Here is a 23,012-nt window from a genome sequence, read left to right as displayed (position 1 = left end):
CGGTTAACCACTTAAAAAAATAAGGATTACTCCTGTCAGGACACAAACTCCCATGTGATATGCAGGTCCCCGGCCCCTTCCACTGTTACCTTTTTTCCCTCCCACCGGATCCATACCTCATGTCCGGCATCCAGGAATTGTTCCGTCCCTGTATCCCCTGCAAGCAGGAAATGCAGATCCTCCGTTTTTCCTGTCCCGTTTCCGGTATCGGCAGACAAGCCTTCCCGCGCACGGCCATTGCATGCCAGGCCATGGCCGCCTCTCAGATAAACCGGGAAGCGTTCTTCCCCATCTGATTGCACATGCCTCCCCCCTTCATATTTTCTCCGGGTAAACAGGCCGTACCAGCAGCCTTCCGGAAGCCATAAATGCCTCGTCCGCTGCTCCTCCTGTAAAAGAGGGGCAATCAAAAGACTGTCTCCGAGCATATATTCATCCTCTGTCCGCACCGCCTCCGGCTCCTCCTGCCAGTTATAAACCAGAGGCCGCATCATCGGCCGGAAGTCCCTGACGCATTTTCGCGCCGTGCTGTACAGATAAGGGAACAGATTCATACGCAGCCTGTGCCAGTATCTCATTTCCTCCGTAAATTCGGGACAATTCCAGGCTTTGGCTATATTCCAGGGACTTCGTTCATTATTTCCGTCCATCCCGGCCATCAGCTCCTTAAATTGCCCTCCGTCCGGCTCGGAATGCCACTGCATGACCGGTACAAAACAGGCCATCTGGGTTGCACGCCGGTATAAATCAGGCGTGGGCAGAGGGCCGGCAAACCCTGCGATATCAAAACTCCAGAAGGGGATGCCCGTCATCGCCGCGGACAAACCTGCCTGAAGGACGCTGTACAGCTCCCCATTCTCCGACTGCTGGTCCCCGGCCCAATGAATCGGCGTTCTGTGGGCCCCCGCAAATCCGGCGCGGGAAAACAGTACCTGATCGTTTTCCAGAAAATGGGTATAGGCTTCGGTATAGGTCCGGGCATATACATTTTTAGCTTCCCTGCCGGTCATACCATCATAAAATGCCAGGTCTTCTTCGTAAATGAATTCCCCGCCGTCTGTCTTAAAACCATCCACACCCATATCCAGAAGATACTGCCGCCTTCCGAACCAGTCTTTGCAAGTCTCCGGATTGGTAAAATCCGGGATCAGGGAACCGGCGAACCAGTTACCCTCCGGGATTTGGTAAGGCGTACCATCCTTCCGCCTTACGCAGAGCCCCTTACTGACCGCATTCTCTCTGTCCTGCTCCAGCTGTCTGCAAACGGGTTCCTCTTTCCCCTGCTTTTTATATACGGGAATCTGCCACAGGACCAGCCGGATACCCTTTTCATGCAGTCCCTCTATCATGGCTTTGGGCTCCGGCCAGAAAGGACTTTTGGAATAATCAAATTCCCCGCAGGTAAGAAACCCGCCCGCAGGTTTTGGTTCATAGCCTGCACCATTCCAGATATAAAAGGTCGCTTCATCGCTCCACGCCTCCAGAACCATCACGCTGGCGGGGAACCCATACTCCTCCAACTGCCGCAATTGTTCTTCCACCGCCTTCTGGCTGTTCCAGTGGTTTGCGGATATCCATATCCCAAAGCTGTATCCGGGCGGCAGCAGCGCCGGTCCAAACAGCTTCATATAAGCAGCGATAATCTCTTCTATCGTCCCTGTAAAAATATGCACTTTCGCATCGGCGGGTATCCTGCACCCGATAGTCTGCTGAAACCGGAATTCCGTTTTTTCATCTGTTTCCACGTAAATCCCCAGTCCCGTATCCGTCACGAAAAACGGAGCGGCAAGGTATGTGTTCTCCCCCTGCCGGCAGAATTTTTCCACCACCTGGTTTATAACTGTTTTTCCTTTTTGATTCAATCCGTTGTACTTCTCCCCCATGCCATAAACGCCTGCATAAGGCACTTCAATGGACAAAAGATCTGTTTGCCCTGCAGGCTCCCGCCGCAGCACGGCCTGCCTCCCTTTCCCCAGCGCCGCAGTCTGCTGCCAGGGGCCTTTTCCCATAATCCTTTTTTCCATATATACATCCTCGTCTTTTATTTTCCATTCGTTTTCAGGTACGATTCCACCGGTTCCTCTCAAGGGCCGTTTTACACCTTTTCCGGGGCCATCCGTTTGACGCTGGCCCGTTCCACCAGCCGTACGGGAAGGATTTCCTCTACCTTCGCCATATGGGGATCCGCCATATTCTGCACCAGCATACTGACCGCCCGTTCCCCCTTAAGGGAAATCTGCTGCTTAATCGTGGTGAGTCCCGGAGTCAGATAAGCGGATATATCCAGGTCGTCAAATCCAATGACGGAAATGTCCTCCGGAACCCGGATCCCCTCCTCATAAAACCCTTTCATAAGCCCGATCGCAAAAATATCTGCTGCAGCCACTACGGCAGTGACATCCACCTTCTCCCGGGCAATCCGTTCGGCAATGCTGACACCACTGTCATAATCCACATTTCCTTCGAACAGATACTCCCCCCGGTAAGGGATTCCGTAATCGGCCAATGCATTCTGATACCCGCTGAAGCGCTTTTTCATAACACCGTTCTCATGAAGGATACCGGATACCAGAGCTACCCTTCTGTGCCCTGCGTCAAGCACATATTTTGTAGCCAGGTAAGAGCTTTTTTCATCGTCGATACGGATTGCATGGAACCAGTCGTATTTGCAATAGCTGTCTACCAGAACCACTGGTACGTCCAGCTGTTTCAGCTGGCTCAAAAATTCATTCTGATAGGTACCGATAATGATAACCCCGTCCAGGTTCCGTTCCCGGATCAAATTCAGATAATCCTCCGTTACATCCGTAGCCGATATCAGCACATGATAACCGTTCTGCCTGGCATGGAATTCAATACTTCCTAAAATCTCACTGTAAAAATTATTCCGAAACATCAGGGTACTTCCCGGTTCCGTCTGGGGCACCACAACACCGATCAGCTTCGTATCCTTCAGGGACAGGCCCCGGGCATTCAAATCCGGTACATACTCCATCTGTCGGATGACATCCAGAACAGCATTCTTTGTCTGTTCCGATACTTTTTTCTTACCATTCAGTACATAGGACACCGTTGCCGCAGATACCCCTGCGGCGGCCGCCACATCCCGGATCGTTGCTTTTTCTTTCATAAATATTACCTCTTGGGCCTTATTATTTTAAGGCGGCTGTTCTAAATCTATCTTCATTTTAAACAATTAATATTTGGGTTAACCGGTTAACCTGATTATAAGCCAAACATGCGCAATCTGTCAACAAATATATGTATTTTAAAATAATTGTGTAAATTATATCTAAAACATGATATCATATGCAGTAAATAATGACCGAAAAAAGAAGAGATTCTTCTTTTTTCTCCACCTCATTACTTTTTCTATAGAAGTGCTACTAATCATGGAACCATAAGGAATAGGATTGATACAGACATAGAACACGGAGGATACAATGAATTACACAGATTATAATGCAAAAGCCTGGGATGCTATCGCAGAGGGCAGAACCGAAGACGGGCGGGCACAATTTACGAAGATAATCAGCCATGAAGATTATCTGCGTGCAAAAGAGGGGATTCTTCAGGTTTCCCTCACCTCTTCCAAATATGTTCCGGAGAGCTGGTTTCCGCCTCTAAAGGGCAAAAAACTTCTTGGCCTTGCCTGCGGCGGCGGACAGCAGGGTCCTGTTTTTGCGGCGCATGGTGCTATCGTCACAATCACGGATCTGTCTTCCAGACAATTGGAGCATGAAAATCTGGCAGCAAAAAGAGAAGGCTATTCCATCACAACTCTGCTGTGCGACATGGAAAAGCCTCTTCCTTTTGCGGATAATACCTTTGATATCATTTTCAATCCGGTATCCAATTGCTATATCGAAAACATTCAACCCGTTTGGGAGGAATGTGCCCGTATTATTAAAACCGGCGGGATTCTGATGATGGGTTATGTAAAAGAAGAACATTTTATGTTCGATCCGGATTTCAGTAAAGAGCAATCCCTCACAACGGTATACAAGCTGCCCTTTCATTCCCTGCGGGATTTAAGCGAAGATCGGAAACAGGAAATGCGGAAGAAGCAGGAACCCTTTTTGTTCAGCCACAGCCTGACAGAGCAACTGGGCGGCCTGATCAAAGCCGGTTTTCTCATTTCCGATCTTTACGAAGACGGAGACGGCGGGGGATTATTTGATTGCTATATGAACTCTTATGTGGCTGTCCGGGCTGTAAAAAACTGAGAGGGTCAGAATTGAATCCCTCCTGTCAGCTGTCTTTTATTATCTTCTTATAAAAGTCCACTCCCATAGGCAAGGCTCCCACGGAGATGTTTTCGTTCAGCCCGTGGATGCTTTCGTACTGCTGTTTATTAATATACAGCGGGGCAAAACGGATACAATTATCACATACATCCTTGTAATACTTGGCATCGGTACCTCCTGTCATCACATACGGGCTTACACCGATTCCGGGATATATTTCATGGATGGTCTCTTCCACCTTTTTGAAGGCGGCTTGTGAATAATTCACAACAGGGCAGGGATAATCCTTATAGATTACCTCTGTTTCCAAATCGTACTGCTTCGCTTTCTCACGGATCAGTTCAATGCTTTCATCGGTGGACTGATGGGGGATAAAACGGAGATTTCCTGTCACATAGGCCTCCTGTGGCAGTACGTTAAGGCCGTCCGCCCCCTTGGCCATGGTAAAGGCAATGGTGGTGTGGAGCATAGCCGCACCGGCAGGGCTGATAATAGGCATGAGCTTCTTAAGAAGGGGCTTGAAAAGCCACAGGTTAGCAAATACCAGCTTCATTCCAAAGTTCATATTGGGTGTCACGCGGCGGAACATTTCCAGAACGGTGGGATTGAATTCGCTGGTAAAGGGGTCATGTTTTTCCACATCCGCCATGAACCTGCCCAGCCGTACAAGCGGTGTGTTTTTTCCGGGCGCACTGGCATGGCCGCCTTTGCCTTTGGCTATAAACTTCAGATCGCCATAGCCTTTTTCCAGGACTCCCACCATAGCGTAGGTGCCTTTCACACCTCCGATGGGTTCTTCCATGATCATACCGCCTTCATCCAGAAGAAGGGAAAGCTTCACCCCCTGTTCCTTCAGATAAGCCACGGTAAGCGGCGCACCCTCCCCGCTGAACTCCTCGGTACAGCTGCTGGCAATGTAAATATCCCCTTCCGGCTGGTGGCCTTCCTTTATCAGTTCCTCCACTGCGGTAAAAATACAAAACAGGCTGGCCTTGGTATCCACCGTTCCCCGGCCCCACAGGTTGCCGTGGCCGTCAATATCGCCGCTGAAGGGTTCATGATCCCACTTTCCGTTGGCTTCCACAACATCCTGATGGCTCATGAGGAGGATAGGCTCTGCCTTCCCCCTGCCGCTCCATTTAAAAAGCAGGCTTCCGTTAAAGACATGCTTTTCACAGGTTTTATGTACCAGCGGGAACAACTCCTCCAGAATCTGATGGAATTCATAAAATTTTGTCTTATCTTCCTCAAACCGGCTGGAGACGGTTTCCTTACGTATCATTTTTGCCAGGGCTTCCCCATACGCTGCCGCCCTTTCATTTTCCTGTAATTCCACCTTCGCCGTCATGGCCGGAGTGGGCTGCAAAATGCAGGTCCTCACGACAACAACCGCCGCGAGCAGCAGAATCAAAATAACAACTGCCAGGATTATATTACCTATCATACTTGATACCCCCTTTTCTTCTCTTATATCTTTCCTTTTTTAAACAGAAAATAGCCAATCAGCAGGGCCATTCCCCCTGCCGGTATCATCAACAGGCTGGTCTGGGAGATAGCTGCCGGTACCAACACACACAGCAACGTCATGGAAAGTACGGGGATCGCCGCGATCCTGGGGCTCTTCATAAAATACTTTAAACCCAGGGCGCCGAACAGGGCCGGCACCACGTTATCAAAAGCAGGGATAAGAACCGGGTTTTCCAAGACCGGGCGCAGCGGGATCATCAGAATGACGCCGGCCACGATTACCAGGGTCGTAACAATAGCGCTGGTAGCCACGCTGATCGTGGAAATGATTTCATTTTCCGGGGTCCCCACCTTGGTTTTGGCAATATCCCTGGCATTCATGGCGCAAGGAATTTTCATGTTGGTCACATTCCCGGTAATGAAGGCCAGATAACTTCCGCCGGCTCCCAGCATGGGCGTATATACAAGAAACTCCACGACAGCCACCGGAATATAAATGATCCCTACTTTGGCAAAACCGATCAGAAAGCCCTTCAGGCTGGGTGTTACACCGTTCACCGCCCCGATTAAAAAGGGTACGCCCACCAGCAGGATGACGCTGACTATCAGCATACATCTTCCAATCCTGTGGATCCCCTTATTAAAGTCATCCAGAAAAGCCTGCTTAACGGCTTCGTCCTCGCGGATCTGTTCCATCTTCTTTTCGTCCATCTTCTTCCCTCCTCTAAACCAGGCTCATGATGACGGCGGCAGCCATGCCGGCCAGCATACTCACAGCCATGCTGAAGTTATCCAGAACCGCCATGCCTTTTTTATTGGTGAAATATTCGAATACCGCCATGACCGCCGCGGATACGGCGGCGACCGCCAGAGGGACATAATTGCCGGTACTGGTCAGCGTTCCCACATAGGACCCGATATACGCACCGCACAGGCCCACAAACATACAGGTTGTGGCATGATCGCCAAAACCGGGTTTACTGTCGCCCTTTGCTTTGGGGGCCTTCTGTATTTTGCCCAGATATTTTTTCAGAAAGAAAATACAGCAGAAAACACCGCCGAGGATACCTATGGTCATTACCAGCGCAATGGTCACAAACGCCGACATACTCATTTCCGACAGCTTCAGGCCGGTAAGGCCGATGCTCTGGGCAGCGATTTCCGCCACATTCAGTTCATACTGCAGAGCGCCTATAACCGAAAGCCGCAGCCAGGAAAAGGGCACGCCCAGGGTGCCGCTGAGGGCTATCACACCCAGCAGAATGCTAATACTGGGAAGAATGGTGAAGGTGGCGCTGGATATGACCGCCCGTTTCAGCACTTTTTTCTCCATCCCGATAGCCAGGCCGGCGCGGTAGCTTTTGATCAGATATACAAAACACATTACGGTAATAAAAAGAAGGACACAGGCTACTATCAGATAAAAAACACCCGAATTCACGCTTGCGATATATTCATTGTTCATCCTTATGCTCTCCTGCTTTTTTCTTGAAAGGAAAAAGATGCCGGAAGCGGGTTACTTTCTTGGTTAGGAACCCGCTTCCGGCACCTCTGCATTTACGGTCCGATCCTGCTGCCTAGTGCTCCATCCTGTCAGTAACGTTTCTGGCCGGATGGAGCACTAGTTTACCAGCCGCACTGTTTCGCGGGCAATGGCAAGCTCTTCATTGGTGGGAACTACCATGGTAACCACCGCGCTTCCTTCATCGGAAAGAATGATTTCTTCCCCGCGCACCTTATTTTTCTCCAAATCAATATTGGTCCCCAGATATCCGATATACTGGGCAATCATTGCACGTACTTCCGAATTGTTCTCACCCACGCCGGCCGTGAATACGATCACGTCCACACCGTTCATGGCTGCCGCATAAGCGCCGATATATTTGCCCACACGGTAAGCATATGCCTCCAGCGCATGCTTTGCCTGATCATTTCCGGCTTCCGAGGCCTGCACGAGATCCCGGAAATCGCTGGAATAGCCGTCGGAAAGGCCGAGGACGCCGGATTTCTTATTGCAGACGTCAATGACCTGGGAAGCGCTCATGCCTTCTTTTTCAGCCAGGAAGGAAACAATGGCAGGATCCATATCCCCGCTCCTGGTTCCCATAATAAGGCCCTCCAGCGGTGTGAGTCCCATGGAGGTATCCACGGATTCCCCATATTTTACTGCGGACACGGAAGCGCCGTTGCCCAGATGGCAAACGACGATCTTCAGATCCTTTCTGTCTTTTCCCAGGATTTCGGCTGCACGTTTGGAAACAAAATCGTGGCTGGTGCCATGGAAGCCATAACGTCTGATTTTATATTTTTTGTAGTACTCATAAGGGAGGCCGTACAAATAGGCTTTCTCCGGCATCGTCTGATGAAAAGCTGTGTCAAATACCGCCGCCATCGGCACTTCGGGCATAATGGCCTGACAGGATCTGACACCGATGAGGTTCGCCGGGTTATGTAAGGGCGCCAGGTCATTGCAGTCCTCAATCGCCTGGAGCACTTCCTCATTGATAAGTACCGAACCGGAAAAGTTCTCGCCGCCGTGAACCATACGGTGCCCTACGGCATCTATCTCCGTAAGGGAACGGATCACTCCCACCTTTTCGTCCGTCAGCTTTTCAATAACCAGTTTAACCGCCGCGGTGTGATCCGGCATATCCGCTTCCTGCTTTACCTTTTCCCCGCCTGCCGGCTGATGGGCGATATTGCTGCCGTCAATGCCGATTCTTTCACATAAACCTTTTGCCAGTACCTCTTCACTGTCGCTGTCTATCAGCTGGTATTTCAGGGAAGAGCTGCCGCAGTTGATAACCAAAACCTTCATATTTCCGATACCCTCCTGCTTTTTATATAATGCTATTCTAACATACTTTTCCACAATGTGGAAACACGTAAAAATTAATAAGCTCTTCCCCAATAAACCATTTTCTTCGCAGGCTTTCCGCAGCATACGCATGTATCGGACAGCCGCTCCTGTTCAAAAGGCATGCAGCGGCTGGTGGCGGCATACTTTTCCTTTATGATATCTTCACAGGCCTGATCTCCACACCACATCGCTTTTACAAAGCCAGGTTTGCTGTTAAGGATTTCTTCCAGCTGATCCATATTTTCAGCCACGTAGGTATGGGAATCCCTGTGGGCACGGGCACGCTCCAGCATATCCGTCTGAATCTGCTCCAGAAGGGCACCTGCCGTAACCTCCAGTTCATCCAGGGCAACCTCTGTCTTTTCTCTGGTATCCCTGCGGCAGATCACGCATTTCCCTGCTTCAATATCCTTAGGCCCGATTTCCACACGGATAGGAATCCCGCGCATTTCCTGTTCGGAGAATTTCCATCCGGGGCTTTTGTCGGAATCATCCACCTTTACCCGGAAATTGCTGAGTCTGTCTTTCAGGGCATAAGCGGTTTCCAAAACGCCTTCCTTTTTCTGCTGGATAGGGATGATCACGATCTGGGTAGGCGCCACCCGGGGAGGCAGTACCAGGCCGGAATTGTCTCCGTGCACCATGATGATAGCGCCGATCAGACGGGTCGTCATCCCCCAGGAGGTCTGGTATACATATTTCAGGGTATTATCCTTATCCGTAAACTGGATTCCGAAGGCTTTGGCAAAACCGTCCCCGAAGTTATGGCTGGTGCCGGACTGAAGGGCTTTCCCGTCATGCATCAGCGCTTCAATAGTATAGGTGGATTCCGCCCCTGCAAACTTTTCTTTCTCCGTCTTACGCCCTTTGATGACAGGCATAGCCAGAACCTGCTCACAGAAATCCGCATACAGGTTCAGCATCTGGATGGTGCGCTCCTCAGCTTCTTCCATGGTGGCATGGGCAGTATGGCCCTCCTGCCACAGGAATTCGCGGGAACGCAGGAACGGTCTTGTTTCCTTCTCCCAGCGGACAACGGAACACCACTGATTATATACCTTGGGAAGATCACGGTAGGAATGGATATCGTTTTTATAAAAATCACAGAAAAGGGTTTCTGAGGTAGGGCGTACACACAGACGCTCCTGAAGGGGCGTAAGGCCGCCATGGGTCACCCATGCCACTTCGGGGGCAAAACCCTCCACATGATCCTTCTCCTTCTGAAGAAGGCTTTCCGGAATAAACATGGGAAGATAGACATTTTCCACGCCGGTTGCCTTGAATCTGTCATCCAGCTGCTTCTGGATAAGCTCCCAGATTGCATAGCCGGCCGGCTTGATTACCATACAGCCTTTTACACTGGTATAATCAATCAGCTCCGCCTTCTTTACCACATCGGTGTACCACTGGGCGAAATCCTCATCCATGGAGGTTATTGCTTCCACCAATTTCTTGTCTGCCATTTTTTCTTTCTCCTTTTTCATCCTTGCTTGTTTTGTAACTGTTCCGTACCTTCACAGTTACCTTTTTTGTTCCATCAAATCCACGGAAGGTTTTGTCCCTTGTCTCCGGCAAGAAATTCCGGGAAACAAAAAACCGCCGTTTTCTGATCTCCCATCCGGGCTTCCCGAGGGAAACCTGTCTGAGGGACCGGAAAACCGGCGGTACCACCCTGATTAATACGTCCGGGGGGACGCATTCTCTCACTTTTCCGTTAACGCCGGAATTACGCTGTACTTGGGGAACCTATCCGTTCCTTCGCACAAAGCTCCAAGGCCGGTTGGGCTGCGGCTTCATGAAAACCTTCCACCTGTGGTTTTCTCTCTGGGAATCAGGCCGGCAGCTTACTTTTCCTTTTCGTTGCTTTATCAATATGTCTGTATTGATATTAGGAAACTTTTGCGGATTTGTCAACTTCTTTTGTAAATATGGGTATAGACGGGTACAGACTAGTTACAGTTTTACCTGCTGCGCCCTAAGAAGGCTGTATCGTACAGTGATCACTTTCCATAGCTATCTTTGAGGTTGTCTAAAATAACGATTTAAGGTATTATAAGGGCAGGCTTAAACAGCTTTTCCAGCTATTTTCAGGAACTGGGACAGAGGTAAATTATGAAAAAACTACGTAAGAAACCCTTTCTGGGGATTCGGAAAAAAATGATCTTATGTTGTATTCTTTCTACTATTATCACCATTGTTCTCTCCGACCTGATGGTATACTGGATTTACCGGGAGGATATCACAAAAAAGGAATTCTTCTATATGGAAGACGGAAATCAGATCCTTTCGGATAATATCGACAATCTGATTTCAACCATTGAAGAGAAGCTGGTGACAGAACTCGAATACTGTTCTGTCTTTTCCTACCAGAATGATCTGAGCAACCTTTATGTGGCAGACGTGGAAAGAAGTTTGAAAAGGCTGGCCACACTAATGAAAATGCGCGGCACCAATGTGAAGAGTATTTATATACTTGATCAGTATAGCTGCAGTTATTACTACGATACCACAGAAGAACTGCAGTTGGAAAATTTTAAGGAAAAAACCGTGTATCAGGAAATCCGGGATAACTATAAGACCATGTTCCCCCGTCAGGGCAGTACCCTGTGGCGCAGCTTTCCCGACAGACCCGATGAAATCTACCTGATTAAACACTATATTCATTCGGAAACCACAGATTATAAAGGAATCGTCTGCCTGACTTTTGACAAGGACTATTTCCACACGCTGCTTGGAGATCATGATTTTTCCAGTATTATCTATGATGAAAACGATTGTTTGCTATATTGCAGCGAAGAGCTGAGGCACTCTCTGCACAGTGAAAGCGAATCTGTAAGGGAACAGTATCTTATTTCTTCCACGTCAGTAGGCAAGCGAGGCTGGACACTGGAAGCCCTTGTCAACAAAAGTACCATCCTGGCCCGTACCAAATCCCTGGCCGGCATTCTTCTGATTGTAGAGTTAGTGGTACTAATTGGAGTAATTCTGATGATTACATATCTGCTTCGGGGAATGTTGGGAAATATTCTGGCACTTGATAAAAGCTTCAGAGATATTAATGCAGGAAAACCTGTTGAACATATTGTCCCCCGCACACGGGATGAAACTTCCTACCTTTGCTATCAGTTCAATACCATGTATGGGGAACTTACCCAGAGTGTGGAAAAAATGGCCCAGGACAGTACACTCCGGGAACGGGCGGAATATAATGCCCTTCTTGCCCAGATGAATCCCCACTTTCTATATAACACACTGGAATCCATCAGTTCCATGGCTAAACTGTCCGGCCAGGAGGAAATTGTACATGCTATCCATATGCTGGGTTATCTGCTCCGGGCTTCCATCAACGGGAATACCCAGAAAATTCCACTGCAGGAGGAGCTTCTGTATATTCGTTATTACCTGGATCTGCAAAAACTTGTGACGGGGGGCGGCCGTTTGGAATGGGATATTTCTATCGAAACCGGAACACAACAGTACCTGGTTCCCAAACTTCTCCTTCAGCCGGTTGTTGAAAATTCTATTATCCACGGCCTGCATCTTATTAAGGATGACGGTATTATCGTGATTACCTCCAGGAAGAAAAAAGACTGCCTTATTCTTGAAGTGTATGACAACGGAGAAGGAACACGTCAGGAAGAAATAGACCGGATTCTGGCGGAGGAAGGACAGGAGGATTCGGGTCACGGCCGGGCACACATAGGAATCCGCAGCATTCAGAAGCGGATCCATATCCTATATGGGCCGGAATATGGCATCCAGATGGAAAGTTCACCTGGAAATGGCATGATTGTCAGAATTACACTGCCTTTGGAAAAATGCGAGGAAGAGAATGTATAAAATAGTCGTTGCGGATGATAATCATTTGACTATACAGGCGCTTCAGGCCACGGTCCCCTGGGAAGAATGGGGATTCCAGCTGGTGGGCTGCGCCCGGAACGGTATCGATGCTATGAAACAGCTCACTTTATACCATCCGGATATCGCCATTCTGGATATCAATATGCCCGGCATGACCGGTCTGGAAGTGGCAAAACAGCTTATGGACAGCAAGGAACGAATTCTTTTTATTTTTCTCACCGCATATGATGAGTTTTCCTATGCGCAGACCGCCCTGCAAATCGGAGCTTTTGATTATCTGCTGAAGCCCCTGGATAACGAAGCCCTGAAGGCAATCTTATTACGCGCCGGAGAAAAACTCGATCGGGAAAGGCAGACTGCCGTTATGCGCAGGAAACTCCGCTCTGATTATGAAAACTGGGCCGGGCATTTGCTGTTAGATGGCATCAATGGGGTGACCCGGTCAGTGACCGAACTGGAAGAAATGCTGCAGCCGGAATGGCGGCCGGCAGGCTATGAACTGATGCTGGTCAGCACAGCAGATTTTCTTTCTCCGGAAAGTGTCGATCAGCTTACTGTTCAAATCCGGCAATGCCTTTCGGTCCAGGAAACCTTATATCAGTTTAAATACGTCCATGCCCGTATTAAAGAAGGTTTTCTGATTTTACTTGTTTTTCAGAAAATACAGATTGTGTGTGATTATGACCTGGCCGCTCTGAAGATCGCAAACCGGATTGTGGAAACCGGGCGAACACTCCATACAGATTTATTTGTGGGCATCAGCGATTTTTCCGAGAGAAGCCTGGCCTCCCTGCCAAAACTGTATGAGGAGGCGACATTCTCCGCAGAAAGCCGGTTTTTTCTGGAAAATAAGACTGTCATCCATTATAAAAGCATCACCAGTAAAAGCTTCCGAAATGAATATACGTTAAGCAGAAAAATGCAGGATATGTTCCGGGTACTATATACGGAACCAGGGGACTTCACCCATCTGCTGGAAGAATTTATTGAATTGATCGTTCAGGAAACCTGTTATGATGTAAAATATATTAAAAATATATTTATGCAGATTGCCTTTACCATTACCTGCAGTATGCAGGAACGGAATACCGGAGACTGTCCTCTCAAATCAATGGAAACCATCCTGGAGGACATGCACAAAATTGACAGCATGCAGAGTATTATCTCATACATCAGAACCTATACGGCCCAAACCATTGGCAGCCTCCAGCAGGAGAACAGCCAGATATCCTGTCAGGGAAGAAAGGTTCTGGATTTTATCAATACACATTATATGGAAAATATTACGTTATATGATGCGGCGGAAGACGCAGGCATTTCGGAGAGCCATCTCTGCCGGATCCTGAAAAAGGAAACCGGTGAGTCCTTCGTGAATATTCTTAATAAAATCAGAATCCAAAAAGCACAAAAGCTCCTTCAAAAGGGCGATTTAAAGGTTTATGAAATTGCAGAAATTGTTGGATTTTCGAATTATGCTTACTTTTACCAGGTCTTTAAAAAAATCACCGGCTGTTCTCCAAAGGAATACCATTAACATACTGCTGTCAAGCAAGTCTGTGCACATACTGCACAGACTTGCTTTATTCCCGTTGCTTTCAGCGGTTTTTTCCCTTTTACCGGGAAGGGCGGATGATAAAATTTCCCCATAAAAAAGCATAATTTTAAATAAATTACACTTTGGAAATGATAGGATTCTCAAATTTTTATTTTCCGTTTGTCCTGTTAAAATAAATATATCAAAAAACAGGAGGAATAATTATGAAGCGTAAAGTTATTAGTCTACTACTGTCCGCAGCTATGATGCTGTCTCTGCTCACCGGTTGCGGATCAAGTACAAGCACCGCCACATCAGAACCTGCTGCAGAGGCTGCTTCCGAAAACACCGCTGCTGCAGAGACTACAGCGGAAACCAAAGAGGCTTCCGCCGCATCTTCCGATATCTCAGGTGAACTGAATATTATCCATTATCTGACAGAAACCGCCAAGCTGGCAGCTTTGGACGGACTGGTAGAGGGCTTCAAAGAAGAATATCCCAACATAACAGTAAATGTAGAAGCCATGGCAATGGATAACTACTCCGATGTAATCAAACTGAGATTCTCCACAGATGAAGCCCCCGATGTTATTTTCGGACAACCAAAATCTTACACAGACCTGATCGACAACGGCCTCATCAAGGATCTAAGCGGTGAAGATTTCATTAGCAGATTATCTGAGAGTTCAACCAATTGCGTTACCTACAATAATGGCATATATGGCGTAGCTCTGGATCAGATGGCCAACGTAGTATTCTATAATAAGGATATTTTTGAAGAACAGGGACTGTCCGTCCCCACCACCTATTCTGAATTTATTGAAACCTGTGAAGCCCTGAAATCCGCCGGCATCACACCATGTGCAGCGGGCTATCAGGATGATATCGCATACGGTGCAAACTGGTATACCATTTACTATGGTTCTAAATGGAATCAGGCTCAGAATAACGCTCAGGAATTGATGGATGGTGCAAGCCTTGCCGACTATCCCGGATATTCCGAAGCGCTTGATCAGTGGAGAGAGATTATGCTCAACTACCAGAACTCCGACTGCAAGACCATTGATACAGCCAGAGCGGAACAGATGTTTGCAAACGGCGAAACGGGTATGATTATCATCGGAACCTGGGGACTTGGGGCTATCATGGATTACAATCCTGATGGTAACTACGGTGGATTTACCTATCCTTCCGAGGAAAATGCGGATGAGTGCTACGTTCCTGTCAGCATAGATGATTCCTGGATGATTTCCGAGGGAAGTCCCAATGAAGAGGCGGCTCTTGCATTTCTTGAGTATGCAACAAGAGCAGAGGTTAACTCCGTTTGGTGCGGTACCGCATCCCAGCTGAGTGCACTGGAAGGGGTGGAATGTGATACACTGCCTCAGGCGGCTCAGGATATCGCTAATGAGATAGCCACAAAGAAAACTACTGCATGGTCTTCTGTTTCCAACTTCACCGGTCAGTTCAGCACCGTATACACCAATTCTCTTCGTGACTTTGCAATGGATGATGAAATGACAAAGGAAGAGTTTATAGCGGAAATGGATGAAGGTTTCGCGGCTGCAGGAAAGTAACCGGAATCAGACATAAAAATGTGGGCATCGGCTGCGCTCGATGCCCCTTTTAATAAGTAAGTAGAAGGATAGATTTATGACAAAATTGAGCGATAAGAAAAAAAGATGGATCAAAAACGAGGCGAAGGATTTCAGTTTTCTTCTTCCTTCCCTTGTCATATTCATTATTATTATAATAATTCCGTTGATTTCCGGAATCCGTTATACCTTTACAGACTGGAATGGAATGTCAAAGGATATCAGCTATGTGGGACTTAAGAACTATATTACCGTTTTCCAGGACAAAGATCTTTTGCTGCCGATCCGTAATACCGCCATTTTTACTTTGGTTACCCTGGTTCTGATCAATGCATTGGGATTGGGTCTGGCTATGATGGTAGAAAAGGAATTTAAGGGCGTTAATGTCATCAAAAGTATTGTGTTTATTCCTCTGGTTGTCAGCCTGGTACTCGTTTCCTACATGTGGATGTATGTTTACAGCGACTTTTTCGGAATGATCGGCTGGTCAAGCCCTCTAATTTCAAAAAAAACCGTACTGCTTGGTCTGTGCGCCATGGCCATTTGGAAAGAGGCCGGTCTGGCCATGATGATTTACCTGGCGGCTCTGAAGGGAGTATCCTCCGATTATTATGAGGCAGCCACCATTGATGGCGCAGGTTTCTGGGCAAAGTTCAAAAATATCACAATTCCCATGATCGCACCTGCCTTTACCTATTGTATTCCATTATGGCTGGCTGGTGGACTGCGTATGTATGACTATTCCTATGTCGCTACCCAGGGAGGTCCCAGTCATGCCAGTGAATCCATGGCATATTATATTTATCAGTATCTGTTTCCGTTCAACAAGGTAGGATATGGACAGACTGTGGCAGTGCTTTATCTGATTTTCTGTATCATTCTTTCTACTATGATTACCAAAATGCTGAGAAGAAGGGAGATTGAGTTATGAGACATACAAAAAAATATAAAGTACAGACTGCTGTCCGTATAATTGTCCTGTGGCTCTTTGCCCTAATCTGTCTGGCTCCCTTTTACGTGGCAATCTGTTATGCGTTCAAGTCCAAAACAGAATTTGCAAAGACCAAGCTGGCTTTTCCCACAACGCTTTATCTTCAGAATTTTGTGGATGCCTTTGAACTGAAAAACTATTTTAACTCGGTTAAAAACAGTGCGATTGTGGCGATCTGCGTTGTGATTCTTATTGTCATGATCTGTTCCATGAGCGCTTATATTATTACAAGAAAAAACAACAAATTTTATAATTTTATTTTTTATTTTTTTCAAATGGTCATTTTAATTCCCTTTCAGACCATCATGTTTCCTCTATACAGAGAACTGTATTCCCTGCATGCACTAAGCACTCTGTGGGGACTGATTTTTACGGAGCTTGGTGTATATATGGGGTACTATATTTTCCTGTATGCAGGCTTTATCAAGAGCGTCCCAATTGCACTGGAAGAAGCCGCGCGAATCGACGGCTGTGACCGCTATCAGGTGTTTATCCGCATTGTTTTCCCGCTTCTTAAGCCTATCACCATGACAGTTGTGGTTTTGTGTTTCCTGGCTTCCTGGAACGACTTTTTCCTTCCATTGATCATGGTACAAAAGGATGAAGTAAAAACGCTCCCCCTGATGCAGTTTTTTTTCTTTGGAGAGTATACCAGCAATATCAACCTGGCATTTGCGGCCTCCATCCTTTCCATGATACCGGCCGTGGCAGTATACTTCTGTGCCCAGAAATACATTGTGGCAGGCATGACGGCTGGAGCAGTAAAATCATAAACAGCTGTTGGTACCTTTTATAAGGGCAATAAAAATATAGAAAGGATTGGTGAGCATAAAAAATGAAACAAAAATGGACTGAAGAAGAAATCTGGAGCTGGTACAAAGCACAACCCTGGATTACAGGCTTTAATTTTATTCCCAGCGGTGCTGTAAACGGAGGAATCTGGCTGCTTCAGGCATATGATCATGAAAAAGCCTACAGGGAATCCGCAAAGGAAATTGCTCTGGCTGCAAGCCTGGGTTTTAACAGCATACGCTTTTTTCTACCCTTCTATCTCTGGAGAGTTCAGCATGATTCTTTTATGAAAAACTTAGAAGAGCTATTATCTCTCCTGGAGCTGTATCATATGACCATGATGCCTGTCTTGTTCAATGACTGCTGTGTAGCAAAGTCCAAATACACCGATCCGGTTCTGGGACCGCAGCCGGAACCGGTTCCCGGCTATTTTGGGGGAACTCCTGTCACTCCGTTTGATGAAGATACCCAAAATGGAGACATTATCGGATATGACATTACAGACGAACCGGAAATGGAAACGATGGTACAGGCTTATGTAAAAGAGCTTGCGCAGACCTATGGACAGGATAACCGGATTCTGATTTGGAATATCTGGAATGAAGCAGGGAATTCCCAGCGCATGAACAAATCTATTCCCTTAATGAAAAAAATTTTTGCGTGGATGCGTGAAGAAAATGTAAAACAACCTCTCACCGCAGATGTGTGGGGTGCAGGAGCCGACCATCCCTATGGATGGTTAAAAAGCCCGGGGATTTATGCGGATGTGGAAAGAGAAGCTCTTGAACTATCCGATATTATTACCTTCCATTTTTATGGCGATTATACTCACTCCCGTATGTATATCAACTGTCTGAAAGAATACAAAAGGCCGTTAATTAACACTGAATGGATGCACCGCCCTTACCGCAGCATCATCCAGACCCATCTTCCTCTCTGGAAAAGGGAAAAAATAGGAAGTTATTTTTTTGGATTTGTCAATGGAAAAGCCCAGTTTAATTATGTTTGGGAGTTCATTAAAAATCTGCCTGATATTGACACAAGGTTGTGGATGCATGATATCTTTCATCCTGATTTTACCCCTTATGATGAGGAAGAAATAGAAGTGATCAGGGAATGTAACAGAGATAAAAAGATATTTTGATAAGGCTGCCTTGTATTCGAATGTATATCATAATGGAACCGCCCGGCAATTTCTGCCGGGCGAATTGACCAGAAACTTGGATTTCAGATGATTGTCCATCATATGGTTCACAACACAGGCCAGACAGACCTTTGCCCTGTTCTGTATCCGAGCCGTGTATTCATTCTTTTTCCATTCTAGGGCAGTCATATATGGATGTCAATGCATATACTGCACGCCGATTTGTTTATAAGCTTGCAGCAGGCGCATGTACAGGCATATAATAAAACAAATGTCCGTAATTGCCAATCAGGAGGATATTACCTATGCATAAAGGGAAAAAAATCGGTTATGGACTGCTTTCTTTGCTGCCTTTGTTCCTTATGCTGCTGCTGCAGGTTTTGGGGATACAATGCATTTTTGCCGCCATTTCCGCCTATGTTTCGATACAGCCTGGTGTGAATCCGTCCATGTTTGATGATGTGGTATATGCTTATTATACGGAACATACGGTGGAAATCCTGATTTTTGTCCAGCTCCTGACCCTGTTTGTTTTCGGATGCTGGTATTATCTGGGTTTTCTCCGCAGGCAAGTAAGGGCCTCCTCCAAAAAAGTGCTCTCTTTCCGCGGTGCGGCGGGTATTTTACTGCTGTCCCATGGCATGTACTTTTTTGTTTCCCTCCTGTTGATGGCAGCAGATTATCTGGTTCCGGATATCATTGCCGAATACAACATGTTGATGGAGGATAACGGAATCGGCAGTCTTACTTTCCTTTCCACCATAGCCACACTGGTTCTTGCCCCGCTGAGTGAAGAGCTTATTTTCAGAGGGCTTACCCTCCATTATCTAAAAAAGACAGGAATTGCCTTCTGGGCCGCCAATTTCATACAGGCAGCCCTGTTCGGCATTTCCCATCTGAATCCGATTCAGGGTATCTATGCTTTTCTGCTGGGTCTTGTTCTCGGCTGGCTCTGCAAATCCTTCAAAAACCTTACTGCGCCAATGCTTTTTCATATGCTCTTTAATTTTGCCGGTACGTATCTGGCATCTCTTCTGGATCCTGTCCCGGAAACAAAATGGCTCTGCCTGTCCATGGCTGCCGCCTGCGGGGTGTTAACTTTCCCGGGCGTGAGGCTGCTGCGGAAAGCATCCTGTCCGCAGGCAGATAAACTCTAAAAATAAGAAAACAGGGAAAAATCATGTATCTGATTTATTCCCTGTTATGCCGTGTTGGGGAATTTTCATTCTGTTTCTCAACGCGGTACGGGGATTCGTAAGGCTCAATCCTCCAGAACCAGATATTCCCGGTATTTCGTATAATCGCTCTCTCTGCAATCCACAAAGAGCTTTACCCCTTCCGCCAGATATTCCTGGCTTATCACAGTAGCGTTGCCGTTCAGGTAGCTGACAATCTCCCCTTTATCATATGGGATCAGGAATACACCTTCCCGATTGCCTGAGAATACCCTTTTTTTAATCATCTGTAAAAGTTCCTGCAGGCCGATGCCTTGGCGGGCAGACATGAATATTTTATCTCCGTCCAATTTCGGGAGATCTTCCTCAGCCATAATGAGATCCGCCTTATTCATAACATAAATACAGGGGATTTTTTCCGCCCCCAGTTCCTGCAGGGTCTCCTCCGTTACCTGGATGTGTTCCCGGTAATGTTCATCCGATGCATCCACAATCTGCAAAAGCAAATCTGCATAACGGACCTCCTCCAGAGTGGAGCGGAAGGCCTTAACCAGACCGTGTGGCAGCTTGCTGATAAAACCAACGGTGTCCGACAGCAGAAAATCCTTTTTGTCATTCTGGTTGATTTTCCGGACGGTAGTATCCAGCGTGGCAAAGAGCATATCCTTGGCCATTACCATTTTTTCCTCTTTCCCCACATAGGTTTCCACCATCTTGTTCATAAGGGTGGATTTTCCCGCATTGGTATACCCCACAAGCGCCACCTGGGGAAGGGAAGAATCATTTCGGCGCTTTCGCTGGGTATTTCTGTCATGCTCTATAGATTCCAGCTCCCGCCTCAGTTCACTAATCCTTTTTTCGATTTTCCGGCGGTCAAGCTCTATCTGCTTTTCACCGGTACCTTTATTACTCATGCTTCCGCTGGCTCCGGCCTGCCGGCCAAGAGCCTCCCGCATACCAACCAGCCGGGGCAGCATATATTGGAGATTTGCAGACTCTACCTGAAGTCTTGCCTCCCGGGTTTTGGCCCTCCGTGAGAAAATCTCCAGAATCAGATTGGTACGATCCATTATGGGGACTCCCACTTCTTTTTGCAGGTTTTTTAATTGGGAGGGGGATAAGGTGTCATCAAATATCACGTAATCCAGATCCATAAGCTCCACGGTTTCCTGTACCTCCCTGACCTTACCGCTTCCAATATAAAAAGCAGGATTGGGAGAAGAAAGATTTTGCTCTATTTTTGCCGCCACCTCCATTTCACAAGCATCGGCAAGGCTTTCCAGCTCTTCCATGGAGGTTTCAAAGTCAGGATTGTCATCTACATTAACCCCTACCAGAAGAACACGGGATATATTTTCCTGCTGTATTTTATTATTTTCGTTCATTCATTTCCTCTTTTCTACGCCGCTTCTCAATATTATGCTACTAACTCAAACTTTGCACCTGCAAAGTTTGAGTTACTTACCTGCTCCGGCAGGTATAAGTCTGTGACAGCAGCGCAGACACAAACTTATCTATATAAGGTTTCCGTTCCTGTTTCCATTCCTTAATCTGATAAAACATTTCATATTATTAAAAAACATTTCTTTACCTCCGTTTTCTCATTTTCAGGTACAAAAAAAGAGACTGCTTCCTGCATATTCCGACCGATATCTATCCCCGGATTATGCCTAAGAAACAAATACTATTCCCCTTATACGCTGCATTATACAAAAAACCTGCCGCTGTCCCCGTTTTCTGTCACCCAGGTTTCGTCAGCATGTGTTTGAAAATCGTTTTCTGCAAGATGTACATCAAAATTTGCAAAGAATTATGTCCCAAATTCACGAGACGATGCAGTCTACGGTAATTGGACTTGGGATTAATTCCACACAAAGTGGTGCGTGAATCTCGCCGGAATGAATTTTCAAATACTCTTCAGGCTTTCATGCGCATATATTTTCTTCGGAATAGTTATCTGAATCTTATTCTAATAATCAATCTCTATGACCTCTGATTTCTATTTATTTTGTAAGCACCTGAAAATGTAATTACAAATTTATCATAGCGGGTAACTGGATGGTTTGTCAAGGATATTCTGGATGAAATAAAAATGAAAGGAACGGGCAGCAGTACAGGGGGCCGAAAACAGTAACGGAGGGGCCATTGTTTTCACAATGACCCCGTTCCTTTACGTTGACAACCTTTTTATTCTACTGTTCTTCTTTTTTACGCTTTCTTGCTGTAATGCCCAATGTGATAATCGCTCCTACTATGAGAAGTGACCATCCGGCGATGGGTGCTGCGTCTCCGGTTCCGGGTCCTTTGGCTTCCCCAAGGACTCCTACCTCGGGTGCCAGTGCTTCCCCAAGGACTCCTACTTCAGGCTGTACCGGCGCAAAGGCTTCACCCAGCACACCAGTTGCTGCTGTAGGGGCGGCTGCGGGAGTCGGTCCATCAGGCGTTGTTCCGGTGGGTTCATCAGGAGTCGGTTCCGTGGGAGGTGCAACAGGATCCGCTTCAAAATGTGCGGTATAGGTTGCTGCTACATGTAAACCGCCCACTTTAGCAGGCACATATGCTGCATCCGTACTCACTACTTCACCAGCTTCATTTGTCCAGTTAACGAAATGATAACCATTAGAAGCTGTCGCTGTGGAACCCTGAGGTTTCCCGCTTACTGCGTGTATTGTTTCACTGGCATTCGTTACACTTCCGTTTGTGTCGGCGGTGTAATTGATTGTAATTTCATTTTCAGAGTATATTATCTTAATTACCTTATTTTCTTTCGTAATAGTAGTTGGCAATACTGGTTCAACCCTATTACGTGTATAACCGGCAGGAAGTGTATCACTATCCGACACATTTTTTACTTCAGGACTTGCCACCAGCACGCTCAGTTGCGTTGTGATATCAAAAGGAAATGTTTCACCATCTAAATAATGTTCTACTCTGTAGTCCAGCTTCTGGCTTTCATCTACTTTATAGTATACTTTGATGACATTGTCCGTCGCGGTTATGGTTGCAGGCAGTTTCGGGGCTGTTGTGCTCCGGGTATATCCTGCCGGTACGTTACTGCTGTCCGCCACTGCTTTTACTTCCGGTTCCGCTACCAGGACATTCTGATCCTTTAAGGTATCAAACGGGGCATCCATCCCTTCCAGGTAATACTCTACACGGTAGTCCAGCTTCTGGCTTTCATCTACTTTATAGTATATCTTGATGACATTGTTGCTGGCTGTTATGGTTGCCGGCAGTTTCGGGGCTGTTGTGCTCCGGGTATAGCCAGCCGGTACCTTACTGCTGTCTGCTATTGCCTTTACTTCGGGTTTTGCTACCAGGACACTCTGATCCTTTAAGGTATCAA

The 23,012-nt window shown here is 46.9% G+C and carries 17 protein-coding genes and 1 other annotated feature; of the genes, 8 read left to right on the top strand and 9 right to left on the bottom strand.

The annotated features are described in order from the left end of the window. Nucleotides 1–35: 35 nt before the first annotated feature. On the bottom strand, nt 36–2,024 hold the full coding sequence (locus DXA36_RS30365) for a glycoside hydrolase family 31 protein (protein WP_118683011.1): 1,989 nt from the start codon (nt 2,022–2,024) through the stop codon (nt 36–38). Between the two features lie 71 nt (nt 2,025–2,095). Then, nucleotides 2,096–3,130 (bottom strand): LacI family DNA-binding transcriptional regulator, encoded by a 1,035-nt coding sequence (locus DXA36_RS30360; protein WP_118682995.1) that lies wholly within the window; start codon nt 3,128–3,130, stop codon nt 2,096–2,098. Nucleotides 3,131–3,443: 313 nt separating this feature from the next. Here DXA36_RS30360 and DXA36_RS30355 point away from each other — a divergent pair, with 313 nt between their 5' ends. Beyond that, nucleotides 3,444–4,226: a class I SAM-dependent methyltransferase gene (locus DXA36_RS30355; RefSeq protein ID WP_118682994.1), complete on the top strand. Its 783-nt coding sequence runs from the start codon at nt 3,444–3,446 to the stop codon at nt 4,224–4,226. A gap of 25 nt (nt 4,227–4,251) precedes the next feature. On the opposite strand, the gene DXA36_RS30350 is transcribed toward DXA36_RS30355, so the two are convergent. From DXA36_RS30350 to proS, 5 genes are all read right to left on the bottom strand, one after another. Beyond that, nucleotides 4,252–5,691 (bottom strand): M20/M25/M40 family metallo-hydrolase, encoded by a 1,440-nt coding sequence (locus DXA36_RS30350; RefSeq protein ID WP_118682993.1) that lies wholly within the window; start codon nt 5,689–5,691, stop codon nt 4,252–4,254. Between the two features lie 23 nt (nt 5,692–5,714). Beyond that, nucleotides 5,715–6,425: a hypothetical protein gene (locus tag DXA36_RS30345; protein WP_118682992.1), complete on the bottom strand. Its 711-nt coding sequence runs from the start codon at nt 6,423–6,425 to the stop codon at nt 5,715–5,717. A gap of 13 nt (nt 6,426–6,438) precedes the next feature. Continuing rightward, the gene (locus DXA36_RS30340) at nt 6,439–7,179 is read right to left on the bottom strand and encodes a DUF5058 family protein (protein ID WP_118682991.1); all 741 of its coding nucleotides are present in this window, start codon (nt 7,177–7,179) and stop codon (nt 6,439–6,441) included. A gap of 156 nt (nt 7,180–7,335) precedes the next feature. Next, the gene (locus DXA36_RS30335) at nt 7,336–8,532 is read right to left on the bottom strand and encodes an acetate kinase (RefSeq protein WP_118683010.1); all 1,197 of its coding nucleotides are present in this window, start codon (nt 8,530–8,532) and stop codon (nt 7,336–7,338) included. 74 nt (nt 8,533–8,606) lie between these two features. Further along, entirely contained in the window at nt 8,607–10,037 is a 1,431-nt protein-coding gene (gene proS / locus DXA36_RS30330; RefSeq protein ID WP_118683009.1) for a proline--tRNA ligase, read from the bottom strand. 179 nt (nt 10,038–10,216) lie between these two features. After that, nucleotides 10,217–10,444, bottom strand: a binding site (T-box leader). 242 nt (nt 10,445–10,686) lie between these two features. On the opposite strand from proS, the gene DXA36_RS30325 reads away from it, so the two are divergent. The 7 genes from DXA36_RS30325 to DXA36_RS30295 all read left to right on the top strand — a co-directional run bounded on the left by DXA36_RS30325 (nt 10,687) and on the right by DXA36_RS30295 (nt 19,648). Then, nucleotides 10,687–12,414 (top strand): sensor histidine kinase, encoded by a 1,728-nt coding sequence (locus DXA36_RS30325; RefSeq protein WP_118682990.1) that lies wholly within the window; start codon nt 10,687–10,689, stop codon nt 12,412–12,414. Beyond that, complete coding sequence (locus DXA36_RS30320; RefSeq protein WP_118682989.1) at nt 12,407–13,969, top strand: response regulator transcription factor; 1,563 nt, start codon at nt 12,407–12,409, stop codon at nt 13,967–13,969. Before DXA36_RS30325 ends, DXA36_RS30320 begins: the two co-directional genes overlap by 8 nt. 224 nt (nt 13,970–14,193) lie before the next feature. Then, nucleotides 14,194–15,546 carry an ABC transporter substrate-binding protein gene (locus tag DXA36_RS30315; RefSeq protein ID WP_118682988.1) on the top strand — a complete coding sequence of 451 codons (1,353 nt, stop codon included), beginning with the start codon at nt 14,194–14,196 and terminating at the stop codon, nt 15,544–15,546. Nucleotides 15,547–15,622: 76 nt separating this feature from the next. After that, the gene (locus DXA36_RS30310; RefSeq protein ID WP_118682987.1) at nt 15,623–16,495 is read left to right on the top strand and encodes a carbohydrate ABC transporter permease; all 873 of its coding nucleotides are present in this window, start codon (nt 15,623–15,625) and stop codon (nt 16,493–16,495) included. Continuing rightward, nucleotides 16,492–17,328, top strand: coding sequence for a carbohydrate ABC transporter permease (locus tag DXA36_RS30305; RefSeq protein WP_118682986.1), 837 nt, complete (start codon nt 16,492–16,494; stop codon nt 17,326–17,328). The genes DXA36_RS30310 and DXA36_RS30305 overlap by 4 nt, the downstream gene beginning before the upstream one ends. A gap of 62 nt (nt 17,329–17,390) precedes the next feature. Next, complete coding sequence (locus tag DXA36_RS30300) at nt 17,391–18,491, top strand: hypothetical protein (protein WP_118682985.1); 1,101 nt, start codon at nt 17,391–17,393, stop codon at nt 18,489–18,491. Nucleotides 18,492–18,796: 305 nt separating this feature from the next. After that, on the top strand, nt 18,797–19,648 hold the full coding sequence (locus DXA36_RS30295) for a CPBP family intramembrane glutamic endopeptidase (RefSeq protein ID WP_118682984.1): 852 nt from the start codon (nt 18,797–18,799) through the stop codon (nt 19,646–19,648). A gap of 104 nt (nt 19,649–19,752) precedes the next feature. On the opposite strand, the gene hflX is transcribed toward DXA36_RS30295, so the two are convergent. Next, nucleotides 19,753–21,051 (bottom strand): GTPase HflX, encoded by a 1,299-nt coding sequence (gene hflX / locus DXA36_RS30290; protein ID WP_118682983.1) that lies wholly within the window; start codon nt 21,049–21,051, stop codon nt 19,753–19,755. Nucleotides 21,052–21,858: 807 nt separating this feature from the next. Next, nucleotides 21,859–23,012 (bottom strand): InlB B-repeat-containing protein (locus DXA36_RS33230; protein ID WP_207666391.1); only part of this gene is annotated, 1,154 nt, incomplete at its 5' end.

The sequence above is a fragment of the Eisenbergiella sp. OF01-20 genome (assembly GCF_003478085.1).
GTDB lineage: Bacteria > Bacillota > Clostridia > Lachnospirales > Lachnospiraceae > Eisenbergiella.
Note: the sequence above shows the minus strand (reverse complement) of the source record. Positions and strands in the feature narration are given on the sequence as shown.